Source organism: Paramesorhizobium deserti (assembly GCF_001558695.1).
In the GTDB taxonomy this organism is placed as follows: domain Bacteria; phylum Pseudomonadota; class Alphaproteobacteria; order Rhizobiales; family Rhizobiaceae; genus Paramesorhizobium; species Paramesorhizobium deserti.
Window position 1 is genome coordinate 136,175 of the sequence record NZ_LNTU01000023.1, and the last position, 18,440, is coordinate 154,614.

Below are 18,440 nucleotides of genomic sequence, written 5' to 3' on the forward strand. Positions count from 1 at the left end.
TGTGCCGGCTGTCTGATCCTGACGGGACCCGGACAATGGTGAATACCTATATCCTCGTCGTGAACAATCTGTCCCGCGCCCTCGCGGTGCTGGCGACGCTGCTTCTCATCACGGCCATGCTGGTCGTCTGTCAGATGATCGCGGTGCGTTACATCCTGCGCATGGCGACGATCTGGCAGACCGATTTCGTGGTGTTCACGGCGACAGCCGCGATTTTTCTCGGCGCGCCCTATGTGCTCCTGAAAGGCGGTCATGTCGGCGTCGACGTCGTTGAACTGATGGTGGGTGAAAAAACGCGCCGCGGGCTGCGGATCGTCGCGAGCTTCCTCGGCCTCCTGTTCTGCGTGGCCATGCTGGTGGCGAGCTGGATTCACTTCCACGACGCCTGGGCGGGCAACTGGAAGCATTCGAGCGTCTGGGCGCCGCCGCTGTGGATACCGCTTGCGGCGTTGCCGCTCGGTTTCGGCATGCTGTGCCTGCAATACATCGCTGAAATCCTGAAGCTCTTCGTCAACGCAGAGCTGAAGGCTCCGGCTCCCGCCGTCGGGGCGGATGCCCTTGGCCAGATCCCGGCCGCACACACGCTGAGGGAGATTCCACGATGAGCCCGACCATGGCCGGCCTCGCCATCATTGCGGGCCTATTCGTTCTCCTCGGTACCGGCATGCCGATCGCCTTTGCGCTGGGGCTTGCCGCCATATTGGCGCTCGTCATGGAGGGCGGGTTCAGCATCTTCTATGTGCTGTCGGAAACGATGTTCGCCGGCATCGCCAATCTCGCCTATGTGGCGATCCCGATGTTCGTGCTGATGGGCGCCGCGGTGGCGTCATCGCCGGCCGGAGCCGATCTCTATACTGCGCTCGACCGCTGGCTGAACCGGGTGCCCGGCGGGCTGGTCCTTTCCAATCTCGGCGCCTGCGCAATCTTCTCCGGCATGACGGGATCGTCGCCGGCCACCTGCGCGGCGATCGGCAAGATGGGCATTCCGGAGATGATGCGCCGCGGATATCCGGCGTCCGTCGCCACGGGCTCGATCGCCGCCGGCGGCACGCTTGGCATTCTCATTCCGCCTTCGGTAACCCTGATCGTCTATGGCATCGCCACGGAAACATCGATCGGCAGGCTGTTCATGGCGGGGGTCTTTCCCGGGATCATGCTGACCATCATGTTCATGGTCTGGGCGATCATCGACTGCAAGCGCAAGGGCTATGAGTTCGATACGCGGGCCCTGCGTTTTACGTTGCGCGAGAAACTATCCGGTTTGCCCCGCATCCTGCCGTTTCTGCTGATCATCGCCGGGACGCTCTATGTGCTCTATGGCGGCATCGCCACCCCATCGGAGGCGGCGGGCGCCGGCGCGCTGCTGACGCTTCTCGTCGTCATTATCGCTTATCGCCTGTTCAGGATCAGGCCGGTGGCCAATATCTTCGGCTCGGCCATGCGCGAAAGCGTGATGATCATGATGATCATGGCGGCGGCCGAGCTTTTCGCCTTTGCCCTTTCCTCGCTTTTCATCACCCAGACAATTGCCACGGCAATCGCCGGCCTGGAGGTCAATCGCTGGGTGCTGATGGGGATGATCAATGTCTTCCTCCTGGCGGCGGGTATGTTCCTGCCGCCGGTGGCGGTGATCGTGATGTCGGCGCCGCTGCTCTTCCCGATCATCACCCAGGCCGGTTTCGACCCATACTGGTTCGCCATCATTCTGACGATCAATATGGAAGTCGGCCTGATCACGCCGCCCATCGGGCTCAACCTATTTGTGATCAATGCGGTCGCGCCCGATGTCCCGACGCGCGAGATATTATGGGGGTCGCTCCCATATGTATTGGTGATGTTCCTGGCGATCGTGATCCTATGCGTCTTTCCAGGCATCGTCACGTGGCTGCCGAACCATATGATGGGAGTGCCGATATGAGGAGCTCGTCCTTCTTCAGCGACATGTTGCAGACCATCACGGAGCGTGGCCGCAATCTGCTGTCCTTTGCACAGCGTGAGCAGGGCGGCGCATCGGGCGTCAAGGGGTTGGAGAAGGAGTGCGAGGCGCTGCTTTCCAGCCGTGGCGAGGCGTCCGGCATGGCGCTCGCCAGGGATATTCTGGCGCGGTGGTCCCTGCTCGGCGAAGGCGAGCAGCGGGTGTTCATGCGTACCCTGCTCGAGCGTTTCGGGCCGGATACGGAAAGGCTGGAAAGGGCGATCGATGCCTATCGGTCCGAGAAAACGCCGCAAGCCCTGCAGGAGCTGAATGCAGCAGCGGAGCCGCGCCGGCAGGAGCTCATCCGGCGGCTCAACCTGGCGCCGAACGGCATCGCCACGCTGGTCAAGATGCGCGAAACCTTGTTGAAGCTGAAGACGGAGGAGCCGGATCTCGACGCGGTCGATGCGGATTTCGCCCATCTCTTTGGTTCCTGGTTCAATCGCGGCTTTCTGGTGCTGCGGCCGATCGACTGGTCGACGCCTGCCGACATACTGGAAAAGATTATCCATTACGAAGCCGTGCATGCGATCAGCGACTGGGACGAATTGCGCCGTCGACTTGCGCCCGCGGATCGGCGCTGTTTTGCCTTCTTTCATCCGCAGCTTGTCGACGAGCCGCTGATCTTCGTCGAAGTGGCGCTGACGACAGGAATACCGGAGGCGATCGGTGATGTGCTCGACGGCGCACGGGCGCCGATCCATCCGGGCGATGCGACGACCGCCGTCTTCTATTCGATCTCGAACTGTCAGGAAGGATTGCGCGGCATTTCCTTCGGCAATTTCCTCATCAAGCAGGTGGTCGAGGATCTGCGCCGGGACCTACCCAGGCTCGATACGTTCGTCACCCTCTCGCCGGTGCCCGGATTTGCCAACTGGCTGGCGCGGGAGCGGAAGGCGGAGGTGTCGGACGCCTTGAGCGAAGAGGATAAAGCCGTTCTTGCCGCGCTGGATGAGCCTGGCTGGGTAGACGATCCAGCCGTCTCTGCGTCGATCAAAGCCGCGCTGATGCCGGGGGCGGCATGGTATTTTCTCAGGGCGCGGACGCCGCGAGGAAAGCCGGTCGATCCCGTCGCCCGTTTCCATCTTGGCAATGGGGCGCGGCTGGAACGGCTGAATTTCCTCGGAGACCGCTCGCCGCGGGCCATGCGGCAGGCGCACGGGCTGATGGTCAACTATCTCTATAAGCTGGACGATATCGAGGCCAATCACGAAGCCTTTGCCGGCCGCGGCGAGGTGGTGGCCACGGCGGCGGTCCGGCGGCTGCTGCGCAATGGCCGGCCGGTGCGAAGTGTCGTTCCGATCTCCGGCGGAGAAGAAAAAGGCGCAGCAAAAACAAAGGGGAACGAGGAAGTCATATGAAAAAGAATCACATGTTCGATGCCATCCGCAACGCTATCCCGGCGCAGGACGCGGTGTTCATCGAAACCGTCGATGGTCGTCTTTGGACTTATGGTGATCTCCTTGAATGGTCGGGACGGCTGGCGAACACGCTGGTCGCCGCAGGGGTGGAGCCGGGCGATCGCGTTGCCGTGCAGGTGGAAAAGAGCCCGGAAGCGCTGATGCTCTATCTCGCCTGCCTTCGCGCCGGCGCCGTCTATCTGCCGCTCAATACCGCCTATACGCTTGCCGAGCTCGACTATTTCATCGGTGATGCCGAGCCGCGTCTGGTGATCGTTTCGCCCAAGGCGGCGGAAGGGATAAGGGCCATCGCGTTAAAATATGGCGCAAAGGTCGAAACGCTGGATGCCGCCGGAGGCGGGTCGCTGCTCGCACGCGCGGCGGAGGCCGATAGCGAATTCGAGGATGTCGCTCGCGGTCCGGACGACCTTGCCGCGATCCTCTATACATCGGGCACGACGGGCCGCTCCAAGGGCGCGATGCTGACGCATGACAATCTCCTGTCGAATGCGCTGACGCTCAAGGACCACTGGCGTTTCACGCCTGCCGACCGGCTGATCCATGCCTTGCCGATCTTTCATACGCATGGGCTGTTCGTGGCGACGAACGTCATTCTGATGACCGGTGCGTCAATGTTCTTCCTGCCGAAATTTGACCCCGACAAGGTCCTGTCGCTGATGCCGAAAGCGACCGCCATGATGGGTGTGCCGACATTCTATGTGCGCCTCCTGCAGCATGATGGGCTCAACCGGGATGCCGCCGCCAGGATGCGGCTTTTCATTTCGGGCTCCGCGCCGCTTCTGGCCGAGACGCATCGCGCTTTTCGCGAGCGCACAGGGCATGCCATCCTCGAGCGTTACGGCATGACCGAGACCAACATGAACACCTCCAATCCCTATGATGGCGAGCGGATCGCGGGAACGGTGGGCTTCCCGCTGCCCGGCGTGGAATTGCGGGTGGTCGATCCCGAAACCGGAACGCTTCTGCCAGGCGAGGAGACGGGCATGATCGAGGTGCGGGGCCCCAATGTCTTCAAGGGCTATTGGCGCATGCCGGAGAAGACGAGAGCCGAATTCCGCGAAGACGGCTTCTTCATCACCGGCGATCTCGGGAAGGTTGATGCACGCGGCTATGTGCATATCGTCGGCCGGGGCAAGGATCTGGTGATATCGGGCGGCTACAACATCTATCCGAAGGAGGTCGAAAGCGAGATCGACCAGCTTCCGGGCGTGGTCGAAAGCGCGGTCATAGGCGTAGCGCATCCCGATTTCGGCGAAGGCGTTACCGCGGTCGTGGTCAGGCAGCCGGGTTCCGATCTCGACGAGAAGGATATTCTCGATGCGCTGAAGGACCGGCTGGCCCGTTATAAGCAGCCGAAGCGCATCATCTTCGTTAACGACCTGCCGCGCAACACGATGGGGAAAGTGCAGAAAAATGTCCTGCGGGATGCGTATGCGGATCTTTATTCCGTTAATGCCTGAGGTGGGACTGGGGTAAAAAGCGGATTCCTTTCCTGGACTTGCGAAGGATGCTTCATTTTCAGGTGGAGCGCTTGTCTGTCCGTTTGGTCCATCCAGTTTTTCTGGGTTGGCGGTGTGCAGCGGTCCCCTCCGGCAGATTTCAATTGACGGCGAATTAAAATATCGTTAAATCCAGAAATATGGATAAGAATACGACTATTGAGGCGTTCTCCGCCCTTGCCCAGCCGACGCGCATGGATGCGTTCAAACTTCTCGTGATGCATGAGCCAGATGGGCTAGCGGCGGGGGAGATTTCGCGCCTGCTCGATATTCCTCAGAATACGATGTCGACGCATCTGGCCATCCTCTCGCGCGCCGGGCTGATCGTCTCCGAACGGCAGGGGCGTTCGATCATCTACCGCGCCAATTTCGAGAGCATTCGCGGAGCGCTCAATTATCTCCTGAAGGATTGCTGCGCCGGCCATCCCGACATCTGCGCACCATTGATCGCCGACATCATTCCATGCTGCCCACCTAGGGAGAAGTCCAATGTCTGACCGCGTTTACAATGTCCTCTTTCTCTGCACCGGCAATTCCGCCCGGTCGATCCTTGCCGAATCCATCCTGAATGCCGAAGGGAAGGGCCGCTTTCGGGCCTTCTCGGCCGGCAGCCAGCCGAAGGGCACGGTCAATCCCCTTGCGCTGAAGGTGCTGGATGCACTTGGCTACCCGACGGAAGGTTTCCGTTCGAAAGGCTGGGAGGAGTTTGCCGGGCCCGATGCGCCGAAAATGGATTTCGTCTTCACCGTCTGCGACAGCGCTGCAGGAGAGGCCTGCCCGGTCTGGCCGGGGCAGCCGATGACCGCGCATTGGGGCATCGAGGATCCGGCGGCGGTGGAAGGCAGCGAAATCGAGAAGGAGCGGGCCTTTTCTACCGCGGCCCGTTATCTGAAGAACCGGATTTCCGCGTTTCTCAATCTGCCTATGCATTCCATCGATCATCTGTCGCTCCAGACGAAACTGCATGGTATCGGCAAGCTCGAAGGCGCATCCTCGCCCAACCCGGACGTGGCGTGACATGTCGGTCTTTGAACGCTACCTGACCCTCTGGGTCGCTTTGTGCATTATTGCCGGCGTCTCGCTCGGCCATCAGATGCCTGATCTGTTCCATGCGATCGGAGCCCTGGAGATCGCCAAGGTCAACATCCCGATGGCGGTCCTGATCTGGCTGATGATCGTTCCGATGCTGCTGAGGATCGATTTCGCGGCGCTTCGCGAGGTCGGGACCTTCTGGCGCGGCATCGGCGTCACGCTGTTCGTCAACTGGGCGGTGAAGCCCTTTTCGATGGCGCTGCTCGGGTGGCTCTTCATCGGCTGGCTGTTCCGGCCCTACCTGCCCGAGATGCAGATCGATTCCTATATCGCCGGGCTGATCATCCTGGCTGCCGCGCCGTGTACGGCCATGGTATTCGTCTGGTCCAACCTGACCAAGGGTGAGCCGCATTTCACCCTGTCGCAGGTGGCGCTGAATGATGTGATCATGGTAGTCGCTTTCGCGCCGATCGTCGGCCTGCTGCTGGGGCTTTCCGCCATCACAGTGCCGTGGAACACGCTGGTTCTTTCGGTCGTGCTCTATATCGTCATTCCGGTGATCGTGGCGCAGATCGTGCGTAGCCGGCTGCTGGCTGGCAGCGGGCCGGCTGCACTCGAGCGCCTTCTGGCCACACTGCAGCCATTGTCGCTGGTGGCGCTGCTCGCCACACTGGTCATGCTGTTTGGTTTCCAAGGCGAGCAGATCATCGCGCAGCCGCTGGTGATCGCGCTGCTGGCGGTGCCGATCCTGATCCAGGTCTATTTCAATTCGGGCCTTGCCTATGTGCTTAACCGTATCTCCGGCGAGCGGCATTGCGTGGCGGGGCCTTCCGCGCTGATCGGCGCCAGCAATTTCTTTGAACTCGCCGTTGCTGCCGCCATCAGCCTGTTCGGCTTCAATTCGGGCGCGGCGCTGGCGACGGTCGTGGGCGTGCTGATCGAGGTTCCGGTGATGCTGTCGGTGGTCTGGATCGTGAACCGCACCAAAGGCTGGTACGAACGCGGCGCGCCCGTCAGCAACAGCAACGAATTGGAGAGGACCTTCTGATGGACGTCACCATCTATCATAACCCCGCATGCGGGACGTCGCGCAACACGCTGGCGATGATCCGCAATGCCGGTATCGAACCGACGATCATCGAATATCTGAAGACCCCGCCCACCCGTGGTGAGCTCAAGGACATGATCGAAAAGGCCGGACTAACGGTGCGCGAGGCGATCCGCCAAAAGGGCACCCCCTATGCGGAACTCGGCCTCGACAATCCGGCACTTGATGACGGCCAGCTTCTCGATACCATGCTGGAAAACCCGATCCTGATCAACCGGCCGTTCGTGGTGACGCCGCTTGGCGCCAGGCTTTGCCGTCCGTCGGAAATGGTGCTCGATATCCTGCCCCTGCCGCAGAAGGGTGCTTTCACCAAGGAGGACGGCGAGGCCGTCGTCGATGATGAAGGACGGCGCATTGTCTGACCTGCCCAATATCGTTGCCGACGCTCTCCATGTTCCCGATTTGGTAAAGCTTTCGGAGCGGACTTCCACGCATCGGCCGCGCATATTGCTGCTCTATGGCTCACTGCGCGAACGCTCCTACAGCCGGTTTCTGGCACAGGAGGCGGCCCGTCTTCTGGAGCATTTCGGTGCGCAGACGCATATCTACGATCCGGCGGGCTTGCCATTACCGGACGGAGCGCCGGTCGATCACCCCAAGGTACAAGAACTGCGCAAACTGGCCGAATGGTCGGAAGGGCAGGTCTGGGTCAGCCCGGAGCGCCATGGCGCCATGAGCGGCGTTCTCAAATCGCAGATTGACTGGATACCGCTTTCCGTCGGCTCGATCCGGCCGACGCAGGGGCGGACGCTGGCCGTCATGCAAGTTTGCGGCGGCTCCCAGAGCTTCAACGCCGTCAATCAGATGCGGGTCCTCGGTCGCTGGATGCGCATGATCACCATTCCCAACCAGTCCTCGGTCGCGAAAGCTTTCCAGGAGTTCGACGAGGCGGGGCGGATGAAGCCTTCCTCCTATTATGACAGGGTTGTCGATGTGATGGAGGAATTGGTCAAGTTCACGCTGTTGACGCGCGACATATCCGGCTATCTCACTGATCGCTATAGTGAGCGCAAGGAAGACGCGGCGAAACTCGAAGCGCGGGTGAATTTGAAGGCGATCTGAGAAACGTGAGATTGCCTGTTTTTACCGGCCTGCTCTTGATGGCGAAGCCGTATCTCCACGCCCAAGCGCCTTCTGGACCAGGACCGTGTCCAACCATCTTCCGTGCTTCCAGCCGACCGATTGCAGCATGCCCACTATGCGGAAGCCGAGGCTTTCATGCAGTCTGATCGAGGCGCGGTTGTTCGAATCGCCGATTACCGCCAGCATCTGGCGAAAGCCGCGCGCCTCCGCTTCCCGGATGACTCTGGTCATCAGCGCCTTGCCGATGCCGCGACCGTGGAAATTTTCACTTACGTAGACCGAGCTTTCCACCGTGTTCGCATAGGCGGGTCGTGGCCGATAGGCGCCGGCATAGGCGTAGCCGGCCAACTCATCCGCGACGATTGCCACAACATAGGGGAAATTTCCGGTGATGAGCAATTCACGCCGCCTGGTCATCTCGCTTTCGGAGGGCGGCTCGATCTCGAAGCTTGCCGAGCCGGTGAGCACGGCATGGCGATAGATCGCGGTGATCTCGGGGATATCGCCTGCTTCGCAATCGCGCAGAACGAGCTCATCGGTGATGGACGGGGCTGACAAGGACGACTCCATGGATTGGATACTGCCGGCCAATCTGACGCATGCGCAATCCAAAATAAAGCTTCTATCCTCGTGCAATTGATAAGGATTTCAGTCGGGCTCAGCTTGATGTTTTTTCAGGGCTTGCGAACCGCTCATGCCGGCGCCCCTGGCTGTTGCGGACGGGCAAAGAGCAGGCCGCGCAGGATCTGCCCGACCGGGCGCTCGAAGAGATAATAGGACAGCATTGCTACCGTGATACAGGCAACAAGGGCCGCGAGAACCGCGAACCCGCTTTCATGCCCGATGAACTTGCCGATGATGCCAAGCACGATGCCATGGGTGAGATAAAGCGAGTAGGAGGCATCCCCCAGTTTTTCGAGGGGTCGCAGTGCCTGGCCGGGAAAGGCGCCGGCCCTTTCGATCGCCACGAAGCCTGCGACGATCGCCAGGGCGGGCAGGCCCCAGTAGATGATGCGCCAATCGGGCGTGTCGCTGGCAAGCCCCCATGACAGCAGGCTGGCGAAACCGGCGAGCACGAGCGCCGATCCGAGCGCCGCATTCTTGAAGAAGACTGCACGGGAAAGCAGGAGGCCGAGAGCGAATTCGAGCAATAGCTGGCTGGTATAGAAATGTGGGATGGTCTGGGCCGGCTGGAAAATCCATCCGGCAGCCACCAGCCCGCAGATAACCAGCACGGGCGCGATAATTGGGCGGCGCAGCCAGAGCCCGAGAGCGAAGAGCAGATAAAAGAACATCTCGTAGTTAAGCGTCCACCCCACGACCACGAGCGGCCAGATCTCGCCCTGCGGATCCTGGAACGGAATAAAGAAGAGCGAGGTGATGAGCCTCGGCAGGTCGAAAGTGAAGGTGGAAAAAAGTCCCGGCACCTGCGAGGCTACACACATGGCCAGGGTGATCGCCCAATAGAGCGGCACGATGCGAATGACGCGCTTGGACATGAACCGGCCCGGACTGTCGCCAAGCCCGACCGTACCCATGATGAAACCGGAGATGACAAAGAAAAGATCGACGCCTGCCGCCCCAAGCGTCCAGGAGGAGGGAGAAAGGTGAAAGAAAACGACCGCAAGTGCCGCGATTGCACGCAAAACCTGTACCGAGCGCAACTGGTTCATGCCGCAACTCCCGCATGAACCGGCGGCTGCTGCGATTGTGAAGCGGACGAGACGCGTTGCGGTATAGCCAGAAGACCGGCCGAATAATAGAGGAGGAAAGCTCCGATCGTGTAGGGCGTCATGAAATCGATCTCGAAGAAGGAACGGATCAGCAGCAATATGGCTATGCCAAACATCAGTTGTGCCTGGGGCGTGTAGCTTTCGGTCAAGAGCCGCCTGAGATAGCCGAACAGGACGCGCAGCATGACCAAGCTTATCAGGACGAGCCCGACATAACCCAGTTCGACGAGCACCTCGATATAGGTGTTGTGGAAGTGAAAGCCGCCGCGGCTGGTGATATAGAACTCGTCCCATAGACGCTCCGCCTCGGAGAAGCCCTGTACCCAATAGGCGTAATAGCCGACGCCGAGGAGGGGCGCCTCATGGGCAGCGCGTAATCCCTGATCCCAGAGATAGGTTCGGCCGGTGAGCGTTGTGTCCTTGCCGAATGCGCCAAGGATCAGGCCCACCGCGCCGGCATTGAGCGCGACGATCGCAACCGCGACAGCGATGACAAGCCCGATGATGAAAAACGAGCGGCGGCTCCGCGGCGAGAATTTCAGGACCAGGCCTACGGTCATGACGACCATGAGAGTGGCAAGCGTCGCGATGACGGATGTGGCCGAGCTGGACGCCAGCAGGGAATAGCCTGACAGGGCGCCGAGCAGGATGGCGATTGAACGCCACATGATGCTCGTACGCAGTACGAAGAAACTCGCGAAGACGAAATAGAGGCCGAGCGAGGCGAAGAAGCCGAGCTGGTTCTTGGACGAGAATGCGCCGACAAAGCTGTAGGAGCCATCCAGCGCATCATAGTGGTACCGGCCGAAGGCCAGCGAATAGAGGAGGACCAATCCGACACCCAGGCTGACGCCGCTCGTAAGTGTTCTGGTATCGATGATGCGCGATGCGATCAGCGCGCAGATGATGGTGGTCATATACTGGATGCTCGCGCGCAGGGTAACCGCGGGCGCCGCCGACCAGGTGAATGAGAGGCAGGCAAAGAGCGCGAACGCCAATATCCAGGAAAACCGCGCATAGTTGCCGATCACATGGCGGTAATCCACCAGGACGAGCGGCAACCAGAGCGCATAGAACACCAGGATGGAGACCTGACCGAAGCGGGCCGAATAGGCGAAAATGAACACCGAAACGGCGACGGCGAACGTTCCATACCAGGAATTTTCGCCGGGCCGAACCAGTACGGATTTCGCGATTCTCATCGAGGTCGACCCAACAGCACGCTGTCAGCAGATGCGCCAGAGATCATGAACGGGCATTGGAAATCGCCACCTTAATCAGATCCCCCGGCATGAGCGGCGTGTTCTCGTCCGCGGAAAATTCCTTTGTTTCGCCATCGCCGTTGTTCCTGACGATGCTGTACTCCAGCACCGGGCCTTCGCCGTCACGGGCGGCAAGGGCGCTTGCCTCCGGCGCGTTCACGAGCGCTTCCGTCATCAGGTTTTTATACATGGAGAGCTTCAGCTCGGTTTCGTCGAGCGCGGCCTGGGTGGCTTGCATTCCGTTCGCCAGTTCGGCTGTCCGGCTGTTCTCCAGATCCGTCTCGTCGCGCGTCGCCTTGTTTATCTCCTGCTTGGCGCGGAGGGCCGCGGTATCGAGGTCCAGAAGCTTGCTTTGCATGTCCGCGACGGATGTCTCCAAGCTCATCACGCGCGAATTGACGACGAGCCCCTTATCGGCGAGGCCGCCGATCGAGGACAGCTCCTTGCTCATCAGATCCTTCTGCCGGTTCTGGACGACCATTTTCTTTTCCAGCGACGTGATCTCGTTCTGATAGAGTGTCTTGAGCTCATCGAGCGCGTTGAGCTGCAGGGTCAGGGATTGCGTCCTGGACCGCATGATGGCTGCTTCATCATCGATCAGCTTCTGCGCATCCGGAATGTCGGCCAGTTCCTTTGGCATCTGAATCGTCTTGGCATTGGTCATCTCCGTCTGCAGACGAGCGCGCTTGGCCAAGAGCCGGTTACGCTCGGCGACCAGAACGTCATAATTGCCGCGCGCATTGAGGAAATCCCTTTCAAAGCGCTGGCCCGACTCCGCGCGGCGCATGCCGCCGGCGAGGCTCACCGCCTTCAAGACCGTCAGTTCGGGGTCGTAGGGGTATTTCCCGGGCGTTTCCACATCACCCGACACAAAGATCGGGCGGAACTCGGCGACCTCCACCGAGGCCTCCGGAAGATCGATCAGGCCGAATTTCTGTTGGAGGTTCTTGGCAATCTCGGTTGCTATCTCGGACGTGGTCTTGCCACCCGCCTGCAGCTCGCCAGCGAAGGGAAGGGATAGGGAGCCCGATGGCCCCACCGTAAAATCGCCGGTGATTGTCGGCCACTCCCGGAATGTCCCTTCCGCCGTCTGCCATTCGACAACGCGGATGGAGAGCTTGTCCATGGGGCCGAGTTTATATTCGGCTGCGCCGGCTGGAAATACCGTCAGCAGCAAAGCGAAAAGGAGAAACAGGGAGCCAAATATGCGGCACATGATTTCGGCGGGGCCACTCGACACTGCGGGTCGGACATGGCCCATATGGGCGGTAGGGGCAATTTTCAACAAATGGTCTCCTGTATGACTGACGGCTCCTGACGCTGCAATTTCAGTTGCGCTGTTTCCTGAACACCACCACTGCCCCATAGCGTGCCCCCCGCTATGCGTCTGCCATTCCATTTATGCTTTTGTTGTTACCCGATGCTCAGGAGAGCCCACCGGGGGCTCTCCGTATCTCCATTCGACCGAGGACCATTACCTGAGGTTACCTTGGGATCACGAAGAAGCCGCCGCCCGCCTTCGTGAGCCCAACCGGCATCAGTATGATCCGCGCGAGGCGCATACAGCGGGGATGGTCTTGAGAATGATCACGATATCCTTCTGAAAGGACCAGTTCTCCACATAATACCGATCGAACGCGATGCGGTCGTCATAGGATACGTCGTTGCGGCCGCTGATCTGCCAGACACCCGTCAGACCCGGACGGGATTTGAAATAATAAACGGCTGCGGGACCGTAGAGGTCGATCTCGTCCTTGACGACGGGACGCGGTCCGACAAGGCTCATTTCGCCGCGCAGCACGTTCACAAGCTGGGGCAACTCGTCGAGGCTGAGCTTACGCAGGACAGTGCCGACATTGGTGACCCGGGGGTCCTTCTGTAGCTTCCGTGTGGCAAGCCATTCCGCACGCGCCTCGGGATTGGCGGTGAAATGGGCGGCAAGCACGGCATCGCCGTCTTCCACCATCGTGCGGAATTTCAGGCAGTGGAACGGATTTCCGTCACGGCCGATTCGGCGGTGACCGTAGAAAACCGAGCCGCCATCGGAAAATTTAACCAGAAGCGCTATCATGAGGAAAAGCGGGCTCAGCAGGATCAGGCCGAGTACCGCGCCTACCACATCGAATGATCTCTTCCACACTCCGCCAACTGGGAGCTTTTCCGTTTTTTCCGACTGTCGAAGAAAAGGGAAACTGGCCGACTTCGCTGCAGGCTTCATTATGCTGCTCCATGAACGGATACGAATGGTCGCACAAACGATAACATGAAATTTGTGCGATGCAACAGGGCGTGTTTGCAGCATGCTTGGACATCTGCTCCCAATTTCATGTTGGTATAATTGGGCAATTTTATGGATCATCCTATATATAAGTAGGCTCCAATAACGAACTCCCTGTGGTTTCTCCATATTTTGCACCCTAAAAATAGCGATATCACGGATTGATAAAATATTGTAATGTTTGAAAATATTGCGTGTTTTAAATTTTAAATGAAGAATCTCGATTTATCTCTCTGTCGTTAACCAAGATATATTAAGATATACTATGTATTCTCTGCGCAAGATATTTTTGTATTTATGTTGCGATGCAGTGTATTTGATGAAGATAACCTTGTAAAAGCACTGCCGTTAAGATTTTGGATGTCAATGTTTTCCTTGCGGCAAGAATCCCCGAGAGCAACCTGCGCCTTAGCTTCAATACTTGATTTCGTTGCACGCCTTGGCGTGAAGCATGGATAAGATTGAACGGTCGGGCCGGCGGTGGGTCTTCTTGATTGCCGTTCACATATATTTTTTCTCGTGGAACCGAGATGCAATAGCCGGGTTAAAACTATATGTTGCACAGGCTAGGCTGGTTTAATACAATTTCAAAGCCTTCTGCTAATGATGCGGTTGGGGCCAATGATAACGAAATCGGGTTTCCATATGCGTGTTTTACATGCATGTGGAGGGAGGCAGAAGATGCAGCTGTCAGCAAGGCTCCAATTCGAGTAGAGAATGGGGGCAAGACGATATGAATTTTCCGAAGTTCCTTGTGGGGATGGTTGGCGTCCTGATCGCCTTCGCGATCACGACCTATACGCTGACGCAATCCCTCTGGACGACCCTGATCCAGACGCTGATTTGCGCCGTGGTGATCCAGATAGGGTATTTTGGCGCGGTCCTTTTCCTCGTGATGCGCGAGAGATCAAGGAAATCCACAAAGCCGAAACTGCTGCCAGGCGATGAGGCCGGTCCTCAAAAGCCGACGCAGCCATTCAACACATCCGCCACCAAGGCGCCGTAGGTCCTGATCCGTTCAGCTCCGGTTTTTCGCCCCCTTGCGGGGAATGGAAACAATTGTATCCTTGCGGCCATTGGCCCGCCAAAGGTCTTCCGGCGGCGGGATATAGGTTGCGGCGCACAAAAAGCGGCGCCTGAAGAGGGAAGCTCAGCCCGTGCTGCGGGCGGAGCCATCCAATCAGGACGAGGATTTCCATGACGGCACCGGCAAGGCGGAAAACGATCGTGAAGGGATCGGATGACAGCGTTTGCGTCATCATCGCCGCAAAGAACGCCGCCGATACCATCGGCGCGGCCATCGCGTCGGCGCTCCTTGAGGAACAGGTGACCGAGGTCATCGTCGTCGACGACGGTTCGACGGACGGGACGAATGAGGCGGCGCGGGCGGCCGATGACGGAAGCGGGCGGCTGCGTATCATCCGATTCGACGTCAACCGGGGTCCGGCCCATGCGCGCAATCAGGCCATCGCCTCATCGTCGGCAGCACTGATCAGCATACTCGACGCGGACGATTTTTTCATTCCCGGCCGGTTTTCCCATCTTCTTGCGAACGGGGATTGGGATCTCGCCGCCGACAATATTGTCTTCGTCGACCAGCAGCGGCTAGCCGGCTTCAATGTGTCGGCCGTCGAGCGCTTTTCTCCCGAGCCGCGCTTTCTTGATCTGCCGACATTCGTCGAGCGCAACATCTCCAGGCGTGGCAGGCAGCGCGGTGAGCTGGGCTTCCTGAAGCCGGTAATGCGCCGCGCTTTCCTCGATCGCCATGGCCTGCGCTACAATGAAAAGCTGAGGCTCGGCGAGGATTACGATCTCTACACCAGGGCGCTGGCAGCCGGCGCGCGGTTCCAGATCATCAATAATTGCGGCTATGGCGCCGTGGTCAGGGCGGATTCCTTGAGCGGACGGCACCGGACGGACGATCTCAAGCAGCTTGCCGACGCGGACAAAGCGATTCTGGCCGGCGGTGCCCTTTCGGGCGAGGGGCGGGAAGCGGTGCGCCGGCACGAGCGCCACATTCGCGGCAAATATCATCACCGCCAGTTCCTGGACACCAAGGCGCAACAGGGGATTGCCGGTGCAATGGCCTACTGCCTGCGGAATCCGCCCGCGCTTGCGCCGGTTGTAAGCGGCGTTTTCACCGACAAGCTCGACAGCTTTTGGCGGGTGCGCAGTAAAAAGGCCGATCCGGCCCAGGCTCCGGCCGATCTGCGCTATCTCTTTACCGGGCAGGCCGAAGCAGAGTAGGCGAGGATTTTCACTCCTATAATTGTGCGCTGCACACTTCCGATGCTTAAGGCGTTGCGGCTTGACAGGGGCGGTTGCGGCAAACAAGCTTGCGGCGAAGCATTGTTCGGGCGATTTGCCGGCACATCGCGCAAATGCCTACCCAGAGGCGGCGCAGACGGTTTTTCAGCACTTCGAGAGGTCAAGCAATGGCGTTGTTTCGCTTCCGCACGAGGAACCCCAACAGGGACCGCCAGACCGACGTTTCCCGTTTTGCCGGCATCAGGCAGGCGCTGGATGATGTTCGCGCGGAAATCGAGCGGGAGCGGGACGGCTTTCAGCGTCGCTATGACGAAGTCGCGATGAACGCGGCGTTTTCGCTGGAGAACATCGAAAACGAAGGCGAAAACGAAAAAATATCGGCGAAAGTGGATGATTATGCGCAGGCGCTGAAGAATTTCACGCAGCGCATCGCCTTTCTGGAAAAGCAGATCACCTTTCTCAAGGGGGTCGACGAAACCATGGCGGAATTCGCTGACGAGAACGGCCTTGGCCGGGCGGATGCAGTGTCAGATGCTTCGGCCTGACCTGTGTCGGCATCGACGAAATCACGTTGGGCGAGCTCTCGTCGAATATGGCGTGAATTGGGCCCCGATCCCGTGTGAGCGGTTCCCTCGCTGATCGAGGATTGGCTGCGAAGGGTTGATTTCTAAGGGAAAAACGCGGTCCCAATATCGCAACTTTTTGCTGGTTGACACTGGCTGCCAACAGCTATGAAATTGATGCAGTGCAACAACAACGTACTGGACATCAATCTTAATCCTGAATTCGTCTGACGCGCTGTTTTGGGGGGCTCAGCCAAAACAGAGGTGTGGTCGCCATGACGATGGATGCAAATGTATCCGCCCGGATCAATCTGCTCCGGATACTGCTGATATGCGGCATCGTACTGGTGCACGTGCCTTACGGACCGGAAACGGCGCCGTTCAATGGCGATAACGGAGTTGTCGACTGGTTGCGCGTGTTTCTTGCCGAAGTTGTTTTCAGGGTAGGGGTCCCCTGTCTCAGCGCAATTTCCGGCTATCTCCTGCTGCGTAATGGGCTCGAGTCGTTCAATTACGCAAAGGTTCTGGGACGCAAGGCGCAAAGCATCCTGCTGCCTTTGCTGATCTGGAACGGCGCCTTTTTCCTTTTCGTTCTGGTGGTGCAGAGCCGCGGTATCAGCGAGGGCTATCTGCCTGATATGACAGATCAGCCTTTCTCCGAGATGCTCAATCTGATTTTCGCGCTGAATGGTGAGCCGATCAACCTGCCGCTTTATTTTCTGCGTGATCTCTTCGCCTGCATTCTTCTCTCGCCGTTGCTGGCCTTGCTGGTGAAGCGTTATCCGCTCACCACGCTGGCATTTCTGCTGATGCTGATCGTCGTGCCTGTTCCCGTTCACCTCGTGCTGCGCAAATCGATCCTGCTCAGTTTCACGCTCGGCATGTCGTTCGCCATACATAGGGTCGATGTGAAGAAGATGGACCCTTATGCGGTCCCGGTGGCTGCGGCGTTTCTCGCTGCCAGCGCCGGGCTCACCGTCGCGCTTTTCCAGTATGGGCCCGAATATCCCGATTGGCTGAATTTCATCCGCAGTCTTTTTATTCTGGCGGGTATTCCAGGCTTCTGGGCTTTGTCGGCGCTGCTGATCTGGTCAGAACCGGGCCGACGGCTATCGAGAACGAAGGGGCTGAGCTTCTGGATATTCTGTGCTCATTATCCGGTCCTGTTGCTGCTCTGGATGATCTGGAACCGGGTGAATATCGATGAGTATGTGGTTTTTTATGCCGGCGCTCTGGCGATAGCGGGGCTGCTCTTGCTCCTGTCGAATGAAATCGCGCGCCGCTCGTTTCCCGGTACCTATGCCTGGCTCGTCGGGAGTCGAGGTTGATGCATGTTGTCGAAAAGGAACCGCCCATGACGATCTCAAGACCGATTTCGAGGCCGCTCCGTCTGCTTCTGACCGTTCTGGCCGCTGCTTCGGGCATGGCGTTTGTCCCGTCCTCGCAAGCGCAGGAGACGGGAAAATCCTTCGTCGAAGATTTCTCCAGCCTGGACAAGAGCCGCTGGTATGTCTCCGACGGCTGGGCCAATGGCGATCATCAGAACTGCACATGGGCAAAGGACCAGGTGAAGGTCACCGACGGCACGCTCAGCCTCGGTTATGAACGCAGGCAGACCAAGGATCGCGAGCATGTGTGCGGTGAGATCCAGACCAATGCGCGCTTCAGCTATGGCACCTACGAGGCCCGCATCAAGGCGGCGGTCGGCTCCGGGTTCAATACCGGTTTCTTCACCTATATCGGCCCGGCGCAGAAGCAGCCCTGGGACGAGATCGATTTCGAGTTCCTCGGCAAGGAACCTTCGAAGGTCCAGCTCAATACCTATGTCAACGGCAAGGGCGGCAATGAGAAGCTGGTTCCCGTGCCGGGCGGCGCCGACGCGGGGTTCAATGACTATGCCTTTGTCTGGGAGAAGGACCGGCTGCGCTATTACGTGAACGGCGAACTGGTCCATACGGTTACCGATCCGGCGGCGCTGCCCACCCATGCACAGAAGATCTATCTCAGCCTCTGGGCCAGCGACAACATGAAATCATGGCTCGGAACCTTTAGCAGCCCTGAAGCGCCTGTCTCCGCGCAGTTCACCCGCGTCGCCTTCACGGCGCTGGGGGAACCCTGCCAGTTTCCCGAATCCGTCGCCTGTTCGCTCGATTAATCCTGCAGTGCAGCATAGATATTTTACAGATGATGCGGATTACATGATAAAATTCCACAAAAG

19 protein-coding genes are annotated in these 18,440 nt (G+C 59.0%); 14 read left to right on the forward strand and 5 right to left on the reverse strand.

Going from position 1 to position 18,440, the window contains the following annotated elements; translation table 11 throughout:
* The first annotated feature begins 35 nt into the window (after positions 1 to 35).
* From ATN84_RS13545 to arsH, 9 genes are all read left to right on the forward strand, one after another.
* Positions 36 to 605 (forward strand): TRAP transporter small permease subunit, encoded by a 570-nt coding sequence (locus tag ATN84_RS13545; RefSeq protein ID WP_068882179.1) that lies wholly within the window; start codon positions 36 to 38, stop codon positions 603 to 605.
* Positions 602 to 1,918: a TRAP transporter large permease gene (locus ATN84_RS13550; RefSeq protein WP_068882180.1), complete on the forward strand. Its 1,317-nt coding sequence runs from the start codon at positions 602 to 604 to the stop codon at positions 1,916 to 1,918. The genes ATN84_RS13545 and ATN84_RS13550 overlap by 4 nt, the downstream gene beginning before the upstream one ends.
* The gene (locus tag ATN84_RS13555; RefSeq protein ID WP_068882181.1) at positions 1,915 to 3,336 is read left to right on the forward strand and encodes a malonyl-CoA decarboxylase; all 1,422 of its coding nucleotides are present in this window, start codon (positions 1,915 to 1,917) and stop codon (positions 3,334 to 3,336) included. Before ATN84_RS13550 ends, ATN84_RS13555 begins: the two co-directional genes overlap by 4 nt.
* The gene (locus ATN84_RS13560) at positions 3,333 to 4,856 is read left to right on the forward strand and encodes a malonate--CoA ligase (RefSeq protein ID WP_068882182.1); all 1,524 of its coding nucleotides are present in this window, start codon (positions 3,333 to 3,335) and stop codon (positions 4,854 to 4,856) included. Before ATN84_RS13555 ends, ATN84_RS13560 begins: the two co-directional genes overlap by 4 nt.
* Positions 4,857 to 5,035: 179 nt before the next feature.
* Positions 5,036 to 5,392: an ArsR/SmtB family transcription factor gene (locus ATN84_RS13565; protein ID WP_068882183.1), complete on the forward strand. Its 357-nt coding sequence runs from the start codon at positions 5,036 to 5,038 to the stop codon at positions 5,390 to 5,392.
* Complete coding sequence (locus ATN84_RS13570) at positions 5,385 to 5,912, forward strand: arsenate reductase ArsC (protein WP_068882184.1); 528 nt, start codon at positions 5,385 to 5,387, stop codon at positions 5,910 to 5,912. The genes ATN84_RS13565 and ATN84_RS13570 overlap by 8 nt, the downstream gene beginning before the upstream one ends.
* Position 5,913: 1 nt before the next feature.
* Complete coding sequence (gene arsB / locus ATN84_RS13575) at positions 5,914 to 6,975, forward strand: ACR3 family arsenite efflux transporter (protein WP_068882185.1); 1,062 nt, start codon at positions 5,914 to 5,916, stop codon at positions 6,973 to 6,975.
* Positions 6,975 to 7,397: an arsenate reductase (glutaredoxin) gene (gene arsC / locus ATN84_RS13580; RefSeq protein WP_068882186.1), complete on the forward strand. Its 423-nt coding sequence runs from the start codon at positions 6,975 to 6,977 to the stop codon at positions 7,395 to 7,397. The genes arsB and arsC overlap by 1 nt, the downstream gene beginning before the upstream one ends.
* On the forward strand, positions 7,372 to 8,097 hold the full coding sequence (arsH, locus tag ATN84_RS13585; RefSeq protein ID WP_068882187.1) for an arsenical resistance protein ArsH: 726 nt from the start codon (positions 7,372 to 7,374) through the stop codon (positions 8,095 to 8,097). Before arsC ends, arsH begins: the two co-directional genes overlap by 26 nt.
* Before the next feature lie 21 nt (positions 8,098 to 8,118).
* Here arsH and ATN84_RS13590 read toward each other — a convergent pair whose 3' ends face one another.
* From ATN84_RS13590 to ATN84_RS13610, 5 genes are all read right to left on the reverse strand, one after another.
* Positions 8,119 to 8,676: a GNAT family N-acetyltransferase gene (locus tag ATN84_RS13590; RefSeq protein ID WP_244491084.1), complete on the reverse strand. Its 558-nt coding sequence runs from the start codon at positions 8,674 to 8,676 to the stop codon at positions 8,119 to 8,121.
* 134 nt (positions 8,677 to 8,810) lie between these two features.
* Entirely contained in the window at positions 8,811 to 9,791 is a 981-nt protein-coding gene (locus ATN84_RS13595) for an acyltransferase family protein (protein WP_068882189.1), read from the reverse strand.
* A complete protein-coding gene (locus tag ATN84_RS13600; RefSeq protein ID WP_068882190.1) occupies positions 9,788 to 11,053 on the reverse strand; it encodes an O-antigen ligase family protein in 1,266 nt (421 codons plus the stop codon). The genes ATN84_RS13595 and ATN84_RS13600 overlap by 4 nt, the downstream gene beginning before the upstream one ends.
* Positions 11,054 to 11,096: 43 nt before the next feature.
* Positions 11,097 to 12,329: a polysaccharide biosynthesis/export family protein gene (locus tag ATN84_RS13605; RefSeq protein ID WP_068882644.1), complete on the reverse strand. Its 1,233-nt coding sequence runs from the start codon at positions 12,327 to 12,329 to the stop codon at positions 11,097 to 11,099.
* Between the two features lie 321 nt (positions 12,330 to 12,650).
* On the reverse strand, positions 12,651 to 13,331 hold the full coding sequence (locus ATN84_RS13610) for a sugar transferase (protein WP_068882191.1): 681 nt from the start codon (positions 13,329 to 13,331) through the stop codon (positions 12,651 to 12,653).
* A gap of 793 nt (positions 13,332 to 14,124) precedes the next feature.
* Here ATN84_RS13610 and ATN84_RS13615 point away from each other — a divergent pair.
* The 5 genes from ATN84_RS13615 to exoK all read left to right on the forward strand — a co-directional run bounded on the left by ATN84_RS13615 (position 14,125) and on the right by exoK (position 18,377).
* Complete coding sequence (locus tag ATN84_RS13615) at positions 14,125 to 14,397, forward strand: exopolysaccharide production repressor protein (RefSeq protein ID WP_068882192.1); 273 nt, start codon at positions 14,125 to 14,127, stop codon at positions 14,395 to 14,397.
* A gap of 191 nt (positions 14,398 to 14,588) precedes the next feature.
* Positions 14,589 to 15,638: a glycosyltransferase family 2 protein gene (locus ATN84_RS13620; RefSeq protein ID WP_153020238.1), complete on the forward strand. Its 1,050-nt coding sequence runs from the start codon at positions 14,589 to 14,591 to the stop codon at positions 15,636 to 15,638.
* Positions 15,639 to 15,826: 188 nt separating this feature from the next.
* Positions 15,827 to 16,204 (forward strand): hypothetical protein, encoded by a 378-nt coding sequence (locus tag ATN84_RS13625; RefSeq protein WP_068882193.1) that lies wholly within the window; start codon positions 15,827 to 15,829, stop codon positions 16,202 to 16,204.
* A 293-nt stretch (positions 16,205 to 16,497) separates the two neighbouring features.
* A complete protein-coding gene (locus tag ATN84_RS13630) occupies positions 16,498 to 17,550 on the forward strand; it encodes an acyltransferase family protein (protein ID WP_153020239.1) in 1,053 nt (350 codons plus the stop codon).
* A gap of 26 nt (positions 17,551 to 17,576) precedes the next feature.
* The gene (exoK, locus tag ATN84_RS13635; protein ID WP_068882647.1) at positions 17,577 to 18,377 is read left to right on the forward strand and encodes an endo-1,3-1,4-beta-glycanase ExoK; all 801 of its coding nucleotides are present in this window, start codon (positions 17,577 to 17,579) and stop codon (positions 18,375 to 18,377) included.
* Positions 18,378 to 18,440 lie beyond the last annotated feature (63 nt).

Bases quoted from the DNA above. Each gene is read 5' to 3' on its own strand.
- ATN84_RS13620 (WP_153020238.1), top strand. From the start codon at position 14,589: ATGACGGCACCGGCAAGGCGGAAAACGATCGTGAAGGGATCGGATGAC.
- ATN84_RS13570 (WP_068882184.1), top strand. From the start codon at position 5,385: ATGTCTGACCGCGTTTACAATGTCCTCTTTCTCTGCACCGGCAATTCC.
- ATN84_RS13625 (WP_068882193.1), top strand. From the start codon at position 15,827: ATGGCGTTGTTTCGCTTCCGCACGAGGAACCCCAACAGGGACCGCCAG.
- ATN84_RS13615 (WP_068882192.1), top strand. From the start codon at position 14,125: ATGAATTTTCCGAAGTTCCTTGTGGGGATGGTTGGCGTCCTGATCGCC.
- arsH (WP_068882187.1), top strand. From the start codon at position 7,372: ATGATGAAGGACGGCGCATTGTCTGACCTGCCCAATATCGTTGCCGAC.
- ATN84_RS13630 (WP_153020239.1), top strand. From the start codon at position 16,498: ATGACGATGGATGCAAATGTATCCGCCCGGATCAATCTGCTCCGGATA.
- ATN84_RS13600 (WP_068882190.1), bottom strand. From the start codon at position 11,053: ATGAGAATCGCGAAATCCGTACTGGTTCGGCCCGGCGAAAATTCCTGG.
- arsC (WP_068882186.1), top strand. From the start codon at position 6,975: ATGGACGTCACCATCTATCATAACCCCGCATGCGGGACGTCGCGCAAC.
- exoK (WP_068882647.1), top strand. From the start codon at position 17,577: ATGACGATCTCAAGACCGATTTCGAGGCCGCTCCGTCTGCTTCTGACC.
- ATN84_RS13565 (WP_068882183.1), top strand. From the start codon at position 5,036: ATGGATAAGAATACGACTATTGAGGCGTTCTCCGCCCTTGCCCAGCCG.
- ATN84_RS13595 (WP_068882189.1), bottom strand. From the start codon at position 9,791: ATGAACCAGTTGCGCTCGGTACAGGTTTTGCGTGCAATCGCGGCACTT.
- ATN84_RS13555 (WP_068882181.1), top strand. From the start codon at position 1,915: ATGAGGAGCTCGTCCTTCTTCAGCGACATGTTGCAGACCATCACGGAG.
- ATN84_RS13545 (WP_068882179.1), top strand. From the start codon at position 36: ATGGTGAATACCTATATCCTCGTCGTGAACAATCTGTCCCGCGCCCTC.
- ATN84_RS13560 (WP_068882182.1), top strand. From the start codon at position 3,333: ATGAAAAAGAATCACATGTTCGATGCCATCCGCAACGCTATCCCGGCG.
- ATN84_RS13610 (WP_068882191.1), bottom strand. From the start codon at position 13,331: ATGAAGCCTGCAGCGAAGTCGGCCAGTTTCCCTTTTCTTCGACAGTCG.
- arsB (WP_068882185.1), top strand. From the start codon at position 5,914: ATGTCGGTCTTTGAACGCTACCTGACCCTCTGGGTCGCTTTGTGCATT.
- ATN84_RS13550 (WP_068882180.1), top strand. From the start codon at position 602: ATGAGCCCGACCATGGCCGGCCTCGCCATCATTGCGGGCCTATTCGTT.
- ATN84_RS13605 (WP_068882644.1), bottom strand. From the start codon at position 12,329: ATGTGCCGCATATTTGGCTCCCTGTTTCTCCTTTTCGCTTTGCTGCTG.